At 33.2% G+C, this 12,640-nt stretch carries 8 protein-coding genes; 4 read left to right on the top strand and 4 right to left on the bottom strand.

All coding sequences use genetic code 11. From position 1 onward, the window contains the following. Positions 1 to 82: 82 nt before the first annotated feature. A complete protein-coding gene (locus C1S72_RS07050) occupies positions 83 to 1,333 on the top strand; it encodes an NAD(P)/FAD-dependent oxidoreductase (protein WP_104734918.1) in 1,251 nt (416 codons plus the stop codon). Positions 1,334 to 1,368: 35 nt separating this feature from the next. On the opposite strand, the gene C1S72_RS07045 is transcribed toward C1S72_RS07050, so the two are convergent. Both C1S72_RS07045 and C1S72_RS07040 read right to left on the bottom strand, forming a co-directional pair. Continuing rightward, positions 1,369 to 1,968: a hypothetical protein gene (locus tag C1S72_RS07045; RefSeq protein WP_104734917.1), complete on the bottom strand. Its 600-nt coding sequence runs from the start codon at positions 1,966 to 1,968 to the stop codon at positions 1,369 to 1,371. A gap of 97 nt (positions 1,969 to 2,065) precedes the next feature. Continuing rightward, on the bottom strand, positions 2,066 to 3,025 hold the full coding sequence (locus C1S72_RS07040) for an NAD-dependent epimerase/dehydratase family protein (protein ID WP_104734916.1): 960 nt from the start codon (positions 3,023 to 3,025) through the stop codon (positions 2,066 to 2,068). A gap of 157 nt (positions 3,026 to 3,182) precedes the next feature. Between C1S72_RS07040 and C1S72_RS07035 the strand changes: the two genes are divergently transcribed. The 3 genes from C1S72_RS07035 (at position 3,183) to C1S72_RS07025 (ending at position 9,495) form a co-directional block, all read left to right on the top strand. Further along, positions 3,183 to 3,695 (top strand): hypothetical protein, encoded by a 513-nt coding sequence (locus C1S72_RS07035; RefSeq protein ID WP_104734915.1) that lies wholly within the window; start codon positions 3,183 to 3,185, stop codon positions 3,693 to 3,695. A 139-nt stretch (positions 3,696 to 3,834) separates the two neighbouring features. Continuing rightward, positions 3,835 to 7,251, top strand: coding sequence for a T9SS type A sorting domain-containing protein (locus C1S72_RS07030; RefSeq protein ID WP_104734914.1), 3,417 nt, complete (start codon positions 3,835 to 3,837; stop codon positions 7,249 to 7,251). A gap of 144 nt (positions 7,252 to 7,395) precedes the next feature. After that, on the top strand, positions 7,396 to 9,495 hold the full coding sequence (locus C1S72_RS07025) for a M13 family metallopeptidase (RefSeq protein WP_104734913.1): 2,100 nt from the start codon (positions 7,396 to 7,398) through the stop codon (positions 9,493 to 9,495). Between the two features lie 66 nt (positions 9,496 to 9,561). On the opposite strand, the gene C1S72_RS07020 is transcribed toward C1S72_RS07025, so the two are convergent. Then, positions 9,562 to 10,263: a hypothetical protein gene (locus C1S72_RS07020; protein WP_104734912.1), complete on the bottom strand. Its 702-nt coding sequence runs from the start codon at positions 10,261 to 10,263 to the stop codon at positions 9,562 to 9,564. 69 nt (positions 10,264 to 10,332) lie between these two features. Continuing rightward, positions 10,333 to 12,633, bottom strand: coding sequence for a M28 family peptidase (locus C1S72_RS07015; RefSeq protein ID WP_104734911.1), 2,301 nt, complete (start codon positions 12,631 to 12,633; stop codon positions 10,333 to 10,335). Positions 12,634 to 12,640 lie beyond the last annotated feature (7 nt).

The raw sequence follows: 12,640 nt of genomic DNA, 5'->3' as shown, positions 1-12,640 counted from the left end.
ATTATATTTGAACAACTGAAAATGAATCAGTTTAGTTGGTGTGCAAATTTATAATAATTAATCAATTTATACTACAATACAAATGCAGGATATAAACACAGATGTTTTAATCATTGGAGCAGGCCCATCAGGGTCAGTTGCAGCGGCATATTTACACAAACAAGGACTTAAGGTAAAAGTTGTTGAAAAGAGTAAATTTCCAAGGTTTGTGATTGGCGAAAGTTTATTGCCAAGATGTATGGACCATTTTGAAGAGGTAGGCCTTTTAGATTGTTTGAAAGCTGAAAATTTTGAAGTAAAGTCAGGAGCCAGGTTTTTAAGAGGCGATATTGTCTGTAATTTTGATTTTAGTAAAAAGCATACGGACGGATGGGATTGGACTTGGCAAGTTCCCAGAGCTGACTTTGATTCGGCTTTAGTTAATGAGTTGTTGAGTTGGGGAGTTGACATTGCTTTTGAACATGAAGTTGTAGAAGTTGAATTTAATGAAGACGGCTCGTCTAGAACAGTAGTGAAGGATGAAGTGGGTACTAGTTATAACGTGCATGCCAAATATATTGTAGATTCCAGTGGTTACGGACGTGTATTGCCACGTCTATTGGATTTAGATAAACCTTCTTCGATTCCAGAGCATTCTTCTATTTTTGGCCATGTTAATGATGTTAATAGGCCAGAAGGAACAGAAGGCACGCTCATTACTTTTGATGTGTTGGATAAAGATACCTGGTTTTGGGTCATTCCGTTTTCTAATGGAAATACTAGTCTAGGATTTGTTGGCAAGAATGAGTTTATAGATTCGTTTGAAGGAAATACATCCGAACGTTTAATGAATATGCTTAAGCATTCAGATTATTATTATGAACGCTTTAAAGATGCGCCATTATTATTTGAGCCGAAAAGTATTAAAAACTATTCGAAAGCTGTAAAAAAATTCTATGGTAATGGTTTCGTGTTAACAGGCAATAGTGCCGAATTTTTGGATCCAGTTTTTTCTTCTGGAGTAACATTTGCTACAGAATCAGCACTTCAAGCTTCCAAGCTTATTGCCAAAGAACTTCAAGGTGAATCTGTTGATTGGAAAGCAGATTATGAGGACTATATTAAATCAGGTGTTGATGTATTTGCTACTTATGTAAAAGAGTGGTACACAGGTAATTTACAAACTTTATTTTTTCACAGACCTGAAAACCCAGATGTAAAAAGACAAATTTGTGCGGTTTTAGCTGGTTATGTTTGGGATCAAACTAATCCCTTTGTTAAGAAGCACAACAGAGTCGTCAAAACCATGGCTCATTTAATAAATATGGAAAAAGAACAAAGCGAGTCTGTTTAAGACTCGCTTTTTATTTATGATTTTGATTAAGTATGTTACTTATTGTTTTTATACATGTGCTTTGTTAGAGCCCTAGCAAAAATAATATAAGCATCAGCAATACGTTGACCAGAATTAAAATCGTATCCACCATTTCCTTGACCTTCAATTTTAGTGTAATCTGCAGAGAAAATAACATTTTCTGGCTCTCCAGTTTTATAGACGCTTAAAGTTACTTCGAGTTTCGAGTTATGCCTTACAAGCCCAATATTGTATCCAGGATAAATCATAGTAGTATGAACTTTCATGGTATATTCAGCACCTGAATCTTTTTCAACTTTTACTGCACCATCTTTGTATCTATCATTAAATGTTTCAATGAATCGTGGTTCATAATATTCCTCTCTATCACTAAACCAAGATTCTTTAAATTTTTTACCGGTTCCTGGCTCTTTCTCGTCACGTTTAGCCATTTTATCCTTTAAAAACTCTTCTTCAGAATCATATTTAGGTATTGAGAGGTTGGAATAGTCAAAGACAACATTGTATTCAGTGATTCCTTTAAGATTCTCCCAATCACCTTTGGTTACTTTTGCCTTTTGAGCCAATAGCGTTGTTGAGAATAACAATGCTGCAATAAAAAATAAGTTTTTCATGATGTTAGTTTATTGATTTTAAGGCTAAAATAGAAAAACTTTGTTTATAGCAACATACGATAAGTTGCGTATTTTTTAATTTAAGCTAAATAAGCTTTTAGGAATTTTGATTGGCTAGACTTTTAAGATTGGTAAGCATTTCATTAGTAATAGCTTCCAAATCGTAATGATGACTCCAATTCCAGTCTTTACGAGCATGATTATCATCAATACTTTTTGGCCATGAATCGGCTATTTCTTGCCTAAAATCAGGCTCATAGGAAACTGTGAAATCTTTCAAATGTGATTTTATTGATTTCACAACATGTTCAGGTGTAAAACTAATAGCAGCCAAATTGTATGAGGATCTAATTTTTATAGCATCGGGAGGAGCTTGCATGATTTTAATAGTCGCTTCTATAGCATCATCCATAAACATCATTGGAAGTTCAGTATGTTCAGATAAAAAACAATCATAATGATTGTCAGCTAAGGCTTTATGGTAAATATCAACGGCATAATCAGTTGTGCCACCACCTGGTAAGGTTTTCCAGCTTATTATTCCCGGATATCGAATGCTTCGGACATCAACATTATATTTATTGTGGTAGTATTCACACCACCTTTCACCAACTTGTTTAGTTATTCCATAAACAGTGGTTGGCTCCATAACGGTATATTGCGGTGTATTTTCTTTTGGAGTTGTCGGTCCAAAAACGGCAATACTAGAAGGCCAAAATATTTTATTGATGATTTTATTTTTGGCAAGATTTAAAACATTAAAAAGTGAATCCATATTTAAATCCCAAGCCTTCATAGGGTATTTTTCTCCTGTTGCACTCAACATGGCTGCCATCAGATAAATAGTATCAATGTTATATTTTTCAACGCATATCTTCATACTGGAGTAGTCTTGAGCATCTAGGATTTCGAATAATCCTGAATTAACAACATCTAAATTTCCATAATTTATGTCGCTAGCAATAACATTATCAGCACCATGAATAGCTCTTAATTTTTGAGTTAATTCAGATCCTATTTGTCCACAAGCTCCAATGATTAATATTTTTGGATTCATCTAAATAAAGTTTAAAAAAGTCATCAAATTTAACAAGAAAAAACAAAGACATCATAAATTTTACTTAAAATAAGAACTTTAATCAAAGGATATGTTTTAATTTCGATTTTAAAGAAAATTAATACAATATATTTGTCTTTTATAGTAAAGTTAAGTCATGAAATTCGTAAGGTTTTTATTTTTTATTTGTCTTATATCCTGTCAAGATTCAAACAAACAAGATGTTGAGGTTAACATTGAACAGAATTCTCAAACGTTAATAAGCCAGGCAGATATTGAAAACTTAAAATACATTGAATTTTTGCCTGACATAAAAGTTAAGAAACAAATAAGTGGTTGGGAAAAATATAGTGAACTAGACCGTATTGTTGAGGATGTGAAAGCTGCTAATCTTTCGTTTTTTAAAGGGAATAGCGAAATTGTAAATGCGCTTTGCGAAGAACTAAAGTCTACTATCCCAGAAAGTATGAATACGCCACAGATATTCTCGCGTGTAGTTGCATTGGAAACCAAAATTTTTAAACTCGAAAACTTTGCTAACCAATCAAATCCCAAAAAGGAACTTGTACTAGGTGCCGTTGAGGAATTTTTGATAGCCTTTTCAAATTTCAACCTTCAAATGAATAAAAAAATAGAAAAAGAGTCTCAAAATATTCAAAAGCCCAACTAATTTTTTTAAAACCTATTAATTATAGATTTTTTATATTATTTTTGGCTACCAAATTTTACTGTGAAATCAGTCATTTATAAGTATTTAGGTTAATAGCAATCTTCTTTTTTCTGACTTATTTCCCCAAAAAACAATTCAAATGAAAAAGATATTACCAGTACTTTTTATTCTTGCATTCTCTTTTACACACGCTCAATTTAACCAAGAAGCTCCTTGGATGAAGGAATTGAATGTTGAGCAAAGACGAAATACCAACCCTGTTACATTTCAAGAAATTGTTGATGCTTTTGATTCTTATTGGGAAACAAGAGATCCAAATGTAAAAGGGAGTGGCTTTAAGCCGTTTATGAGATGGAAAAATTATTGGCAAAATTTTGTAAAAGAAGATGGAACGTTACCAACTTCTCAAGAATTATGGGAAACCTGGGAGACAGTAAACAATTCAGAACAAAATAGAAGACGTGTAGATGAAAGTAATTGGATACCAGTAGGACCTTTTACCCACACAAATACAGGTTCGTGGTCATCTGGACAAGGAAGGGTAAATGCTGTTATTGTTGATCCTAGTAACCCAAACACATATTATGTTGGAGCTCCTGCTGGAGGGCTTTGGAAGTCAACGGATGCTGGTTCTAATTGGACTACTACAACGGACAATTTACCACAAATTGGAGTTTCAGGAATAGCGATTGACTATAATAACTCTGATATTATTTACATTGCCACTGGCGATGATGATGCAAATGACTCTTACAGTGTTGGTGTGATGAAATCTATTGATGGGGGTGACACTTGGACAACAACTGATTTAAATCCAAATAACACCCCAAGTTCAATGAACGATATTTACATGCACCCAACAAATTCTAATGTATTATGGGTAGCTACAAGTAATGGTGTCTATAAAACAACAGATGCCGGAAGTGATTGGAGAAATACTAATACCAGTAATGCTAATAACGGAACATCAGGATATAATATTCGAGATATTAAAATAAACCCAAGTAATCCAGATGTCATTTATGCTGTTTCGTCTACTAGGTTTTTTAAATCTACTGATGGAGGTGAGAATTTTAATATAGTCTTTGGACACGGATTACCATTATCTTCGTCAAGACTTGTAATAGACGTAACACCAGATAATTCAAATGTAGTTTATTTACTCTCAGCAAATAATTCTAATGGTTTTCAAGGTCTTTATAAATCAACAAATCAAGGCAACGATTTTTCTTTAGTGGCAAATCAAACAACAGTAGGTGATATATTTGAGAGTACTCAATCTTGGTATGATATGGCCATGAGCGTATCTGATATTGACGAGGATGAAGTTTATGTAGGTGTTTTAAATATTTGGAAAACTAGCAACAGCGGTCAAACGTTTCAAAAATTAAATTATTGGAACGCACCATTTTCAGATGCTTATACTCATGCAGATATTCACTTTTTACGTTTTTACAATGGTGAATTATATGCAGGAACTGATGGTGGTTTTTATAAGTCTTCAGATTCAGGTGTAAATTTTACTGACCTTACAGCAGGCATGCAAATAAGTCAGTTTTATAAGGTTGCTGTTTCAAAACAAACATCTTCAAAAATGGTTGGAGGTTTACAGGATAATGGAGGTCATGCTTTTAGTAACAATCAATGGCAAAACTATTATGGTGCTGATGGAATGGATACTGCAATAGATCCAAATAATTCAGATTTGTTTTATGGTTTTGTTCAATTTGGAGGAAGTTTAAATATTTCTGAAGCAGCTGGAGCCAGTTTAAATGGACAAGTAGGAGGCCCTTCTGGTGAACAAGGAAATTGGGTAACACCATTAGCAATGAGTAAAAATAGCGAATTGTTTGCAGGCTATTCAAGTCTATATAAGCTTACAGGATCTAGTTGGACTGCAGTTTCATCGAGTTTTGGAACTAATATTGACAGATTGGAAATAGATGAAATTAATCCAAACAATATATACATATCGACCAATGCAACCTTAAGGAAAAGTACCAATAATGGTTTTAACTTTATAATTGTTGAAACATTTTCATCAAATATTACATCTATTGAAGTTAATAACACTGATAATTCCATAGTATATGTCACAACATCAACCAGTGTTTTTAAATCTATTGATGGAGGGTTAAATTTCACTAATATTTCAAGTGGGTTGCCAGGCGTAACTAAAAATGTGATAAAGCATCAAGGTTTACATGAAGAAAACCCTTTGTATTTAGGCACTAGTTTAGGTGTATATCGTTATGATGATTCAACCTTAACTTGGGAGTTATTTAATAACAACTTGCCTAATGTAACAGTTACAGATTTGGAAATAAATTTGTATGATGATATTATTACTGCGTCTACTTATGGTAGAGGAATATGGCAATCTGCTATACCAATTGTATTAGCGACTGATGATGTTAAACTATTAGAAGTTACTGGTATCGATTCTGGAATTGAATGTGATAACGAAATTTCTGCGCAAGTTGTAATTGAGAATAATGGCGTTAATATTATAAATAATGTTACCGTTACTTACTTTGTTGACAATGTCAGTAGCAGTTTTGACTGGGTTGGATCTTTAAACACTGGTGAGACAGCTACCATTGATATTCCTAGTTTCATAATAGAAAGTGGTATTCATGAATTTAAAGTAAGTTCGACTATTGAAAACGATGCTTATGAAATTAATAATGACTCTCAAGTTTTTAGTCTTTATGCAAATGAGATTGGTGTCCCTAATCAAATAAATACATTTGAAAGATTTTCTGATGAGTTACTTGTTATTGATGAAGGATCGTCTTCTCAATATTGGCAAAGAGGCATTCCATCCGGGTCTTTTTTGAACTCAACAAATTCAGGGACTCAAGTTTATGGAACAAATTTATCAGGCGATTATGATGATGGTGTTTTAAGTTACCTTTTCTCCCGATGCTATGATTTAAGTAACCTTCAAAGTCCTGAACTATCATTTTATATGGCTTATGAACTTGAAGAAGATTGGGACATTGTTTATGTTGAATATTCTACTGATTCTGGAAATAGTTGGAATGTGTTAGGGACATCTAATGATCCAAACTGGTATAATAGTGATACACAATCTGGAGAGAATAATACTTGTTACAACTGTCCTGGAGCTCAATGGACAGGCTCATCTTATAATATGGAGGAATACACCTATGATTTATCTGGTTTTGATTCAGAAACCAATATTCAGTTTAGAATAGTATTCCATTCTGATGCAGCTGTTGTTGAAGAAGGTGTCATTGTTGATGATTTTGTTGTGAGAGGAACTTTGAGTACTCAAGAGTTTGATACCAATGCTTTTTCAATATATCCAAACCCATCTAGTAATGTATTCAACATTAAAGTTGTCAATACTAACGCATTTAGTTTTGATGTTTATGATGTTTCAGGTAAGCTTATAGTTAGCCAACAAAATATTGATGCTACTTCTGGAGTCTATCCATTAAATTTGAGTACATATGCATCTGGAGTCTATTTTCTTCAATTAAAGACGGCAGAGGCAACAGTAACCAAAAAGTTGATCTTAACTGATTAAGTGATTTATCATTTTAATTTATACGTCCGCTTGGGTTTTCAATTCAAGCGGATTTTTTTATTAATATTTTGTTAATCTATGTTAATGACTAAAATTCAAGGTTTAAATAGTAGTAAATTGTAGCATTAAAATAAACACAAACAAATGAATACTAACTTTAAAAAATTATCCCTTTTAAGTGCTGTAGCCTTCGTTGGTTTAGTAGCATGTAAAAAGGAACCAAATGAAGAAACAGCTCTTGTAGAAGAAGATGCTGTTCCTGGTATTAATCTTGATTTTATGGATACTTCTGTAAAACCTAATGATGACTTCTTTCGTTATGTAAACGGAAGCTGGTTAGATACCAATGAAATACCAGATGACCGATCAACTTGGGGAAGTTTTTCTGAACTACGAAAAAAAACCGATGCTGATGCATTGAGCATTTTGGAATCGGCTATGTCTGATAATAAAGACATAGAGAAAATTCAAATTTTACCAGGATCTGACCAAGAAAAAGCAGTTCATTTTTATCAAACCATAATGGATACGGTTGGTAGAAATGAGCAAGGCATAGAGCCAATTAAGCCCTACTTGGCAAAGATTGATGCCATTCAGAATCTTGATGATTTACAAAACTTTATGATTGATATGGAGCCAATTGGTGGTGGCGGATTATATGGTTTTGGTGTCGGTTCAGACCCTAAAGATAGTAACCGAAATGTAGGTTATTTAGGAGGTGGTAGTACAGGATTACCAGATAGAGATTATTATGTTAAAGATGATGAAGATTCAAAGGAAAAGCGCGAAAAGTATGTAGCACACATGACAAGAATGCTTCAATACCTTGGTGATACTGAAGCGGTAGCTAATGAAAAAGCCAAGCAAGTTTTAGCTTTTGAAACCCGTTTAGCCGAAGCCAAAATGGATAAAGTAGATAGAAGAGATGCTAGAAAAAGATATAATCCCAGATCTATTGGCCAAGTACAAGAAATGGTGCCAGCAGTAAACTGGAAAAAGTTTTTAGAAGGTATAGGTGTAAAACAAATAGATACTGTGATTATTGGAGATCTAGGGTATTACAACAGATTACAGGAAGTATTGGCAGATGGTAATGTTGCCAATTGGAAGGCTTATTTAGAGTGGAAAACATTGCGAAATGCCGCAGGAACATTAAGCACTGAATTAGAAGAAGCCAATTGGGAATTTTATGGCAAAGAATTAAATGGTGCTAAAAAACAAAGACCAAGAGATGAACGTGCTTTAGGAGCTTTAAATGGAACTATTGGCGAAGCTTTAGGTAAATTATATGTTGACAAAATGTTTCCACCTGAAGCTAAAACGAAAGCTGAAAACATGATTAAAAATGTGATTTTAGCTTTTGAAAACAGAATTAATAAACTGGACTGGATGAGTGCGGAAACAAAACAAAAAGCCATCGAGAAATTAAGAGCTACCAAAATTAAAATTGCTTATCCTGATAAATGGAAGGACTATGCTGATTTAGAAATAAAAAGTGTTGAAGAAGGAGGTTCTTATTTACAGAATTCATTGAATGCCAATAAGTGGAATTTCAAAAAGGATTTAGACAAGTTAGGTAAACCAGTTGATAAGTCTGAATGGTACATGGCACCACAAATAGTGAATGCTTATTTTAATCCTGCTTATAATGAGATTGTTTTCCCGGCAGCCATATTACAACCACCATTTTATAATTATAAGGCTGATGATGCTGTAAATTACGGTGGAATAGGAGCAGTAATTGGTCATGAAATATCACATAGTTTTGATGATTCTGGTGCACGTTATGATAAAGATGGGAATCTAAATAATTGGTGGACAGATGAAGATTTAGAACAATTTGAAGCTCTAGGTGCTGCCCTTGCCGAGCAATATAGTGCCATTGAAGTATTACCAGATGTAAACATAAATGGTAAATTCACTCTAGGTGAAAATATTGGTGATTTAGGTGGTGTTTTAGCAGCTTATGATGCCTTACAAATGAGTTTCGAAAAAAACGGCAGACCTGAAAATATTGACGGTTTTACGCCCGAACAACGCTTTTTTATGAGTTGGGCAACTGTATGGCGTATTAAAATGCGTGATGATGCATTAAAAACTAGAATTAAAACTGATCCGCATTCACCAGGTATGAACCGTGCCGTTCAACCACTATTAAATGTTGATGCGTTTTATGAGGCCTTTAATATTAAAGCAGGTGATAGTATGTATATTGCTCCAGAAGATCGTGTGAGAATCTGGTAAGGCAACTAAATAATTACGAACTAAAAAGGGCAGTTTTAAACTGCCCTTTTTTTAGTTGTTATATGTTTAGTCTTGTTGATTGTTTATTTGTTGCTTTTGTTGTAATAAAGCATTTTTAGTCAATTGAGCTAAATTAAAATTAGGAGCTAATTTTAAAGCTTCGTCTAAAATGTCAACAGCAGAATCAGCATTGGCTTTTTTATTTTTATTAAAGGTAATTAATGCATCTAGATGTAGAAATGCAGCTTTAAATGAAACTTGATAAGGCTGTTGTGTTTCATAGAAAGTTTTTTTCATCTCATTAGTTGAATTTTCAACACCATAACTAGTATATGTTTTAGCTTTTTCTAACTGGTTAGTTTGAAGATAGGATTCGGCTAGTTCATATGCTATAGAAACATCAGGTTTTCTATTAAACATTTTTTCAAAAAATATTGAAGCTCTTTCTAATTCATTTAGGGCCTTTAACGAAATTGCTTTTACTTCAATTGCTATGTCAGAATCAGTAGCATTATTTTTAATTCCAATTGTATTTAAGGCCTGTCTATATTTACCCTCACTCATATATACTAAAGACAAGGTGTCTTCTCTTGCTTGAGAAGGTTTTAAAAGGTTTAAATGTGTTAACCCATTGATAACCCCTTGAATATCACCTTGTTTCTTCATTTGCTTGTAATAAGCTTCGTAATGTTTTATTAAATCTTGATTAGTTTGTGCAAAGGAATTTACGCCCAGAACACAAAGACAAATTAGTATTACACGTTTCATAAAATGAAATTTTTATTAATCGCCCAAAGCTATAAAAAATAGCTAATCAAACTCTTAAAACAATGCTAATTATTTAATTGTCAAAACTGTTTTAACAACTATAGCGTCATTGAGCACAAAAGGTTTGGGAATCATATTATCATTACGTTTGGAAACATCTAATAGCTCATTTTCAATTAAATCATAGGTCGCCTCATAAAACTGTAAGTGAGTGGTTTGGTTTTTTGGAAGTGTAAAAACCATATCCAATGGCTCATTGTCAGTTACATAATAGCTAAAAAGTCTATTATTAAACCTATTATTAAAAACCGTTTTTGTCGCATCTGTTTCTTTTGCAGATACACCATTAATCATAGCTTTCTTGATTATTGAAGTTGAATCTGCAAATACCTCAATGCGTTCTGCATTTCTATTTGAAGTGAAGCAAATAGCAATTTGTCTGTAGCCATTAATAATAGAATCATGAGTAATTTCAATTTTAGGAAGCGGTATAGGTTTTATTGGAGCCGCTTTGGTAAATGAAAACCCAGTTTGATATTTACTTCCAATGGTATTTTTTTGTAATTCAGAAGCTGGTTCAGGATGCTCTGTTAGGTAGGTTTTTGTCCAGTCGTCTAACACCTTATCATAAGTAGCCCAAAGAGCTGTATTTTTATCAGCATCTAAAACATACAATAGACTGTTAGGTTTTGGAGTTTCTTTGCTAAATGATGATTTATTATGTGCAGAAATTAAAAACCAACCTGTCAAAAACAAAAACAGTATTGATAAACGGTTTTTATGTTTGAAAAAGCCAAATACTTGAAGCAATAATCCAAAAATAAGTACAACAAAAATACAAGAAACAAATAGAATTTTTAGTCCTAGTCCAACAGGAAACATTTTAACCAAAGGAGCCATAATGACCAAAACTGGAAAGGTTAAAAATGCTAATAAAATGGTATTGGGTCGTTTTTGCCGAATTAATAACCACAAACTAATTAGTCCAAAATAAAGAGGAATGATAAAGAAACTAGCTCCTTTTAATTTAAAAGCGATTAAACCACAAATTAATAACCAAATAGTCAAGGGAGCAACCAATAAACTAGCCGTGTTTTTAGTGTTATAAGCTTTGTGGTAAACAAAAAAGCAAATACTTAAGGTCATACAGGTAAAAGCAGCAATGTAAGTATGTCCATTGTAAGTAAAACCATGTAACATCTCATTGTATTGAGGATAAATCACACATAATAACTTCCATAAGCCAAATCCTATAATAGCACTAAAAATAAGTGTTGTAAAAAAAGCAACAAAGCTTTTCACAACATGACCGCTAGAAAGGGAACCTTTTTTAAAACCATAAAATATGAGATAAATAAATAGTATTAGCGCCAAAAGTAGCATGGGTAGTATCCAAGAAAACGGATAGATAACAGTTTTAAATAAAGGCACATTGAAGTATATGTAATCTTCTTTGCTTTTAATGTTGTTTAAATTGGCATCAGCAAAATACGTGAGTAAGGGCATGAGATATGAACCTTGATGCTCAAGTGTATTTCTATCTAATCGTGAGTAGGTGTCTAAAGCCGTATGATAATCAAAGTGATCATCTATAAAAGCAAAATTAAAACCATCAATATCAGCATCTTCACGAAAACGTGTCAAATCTGTATCATTTGGAAGCATTTTATAAATACTGTATGCTAACGAGTTAGCTACTGGATATTCTGGATTGGCTTCAACAAAGTGTTTCATTAAATTGGCATTGCCTTGATTGGTTTCTATGAGCATGTAGCTTGGACCACCACTACCACGAGCTTCAAAATTTAAAACCAAACCAACGTCATTTGCCCAGGGATGTTGATTCACAAAAATATCAGCGCCATTTAAACCTAGTTCTTCACCATCAGAAATGAGAATAATAATATCATTTTTAGGTGTTTTATTTGTGTGTAAAAATGCACGCAACCCTTCAAGAATTGTAACAACTCCAGAGCCTGCGTCACTAGCTCCCAATGATGAATGCGGATTGCTATCATAATGGGTTAAGAGTAACAAAGCTTTTTCTGAATCATTACCCTTTATTCTAGCCAAGATGTTTTTAGGCTTTGACAGATTTCCCCATTTACTCATGGAGTAGCCTTCTTGAATTTCAGTTTCTAGACCTAATTTCTGCAGTTGTTCAATAATATAATTACGAACGCTGGTGTGTTCATTATTTCCTAAATAATGCGGCGCTTTTGAAATTTCTTTTAGAGGAATGAGCGCACGTTCAGTTGAGAAATTTTCGTCGGGAGTATCGATATTTGAAATACTACTAGGTAATAAAACATGAAAACTCCAATAAGTAACAATAAGAATAAGTAATAACGCTGTGATTTTTTTAAACATGAATGCA

The organism is Hanstruepera ponticola, assembly GCF_002940745.1.
Taxonomy (GTDB): domain Bacteria; phylum Bacteroidota; class Bacteroidia; order Flavobacteriales; family Flavobacteriaceae; genus Hanstruepera; species Hanstruepera ponticola.
This window is presented reverse-complemented; position numbering and strand designations above follow the sequence as displayed.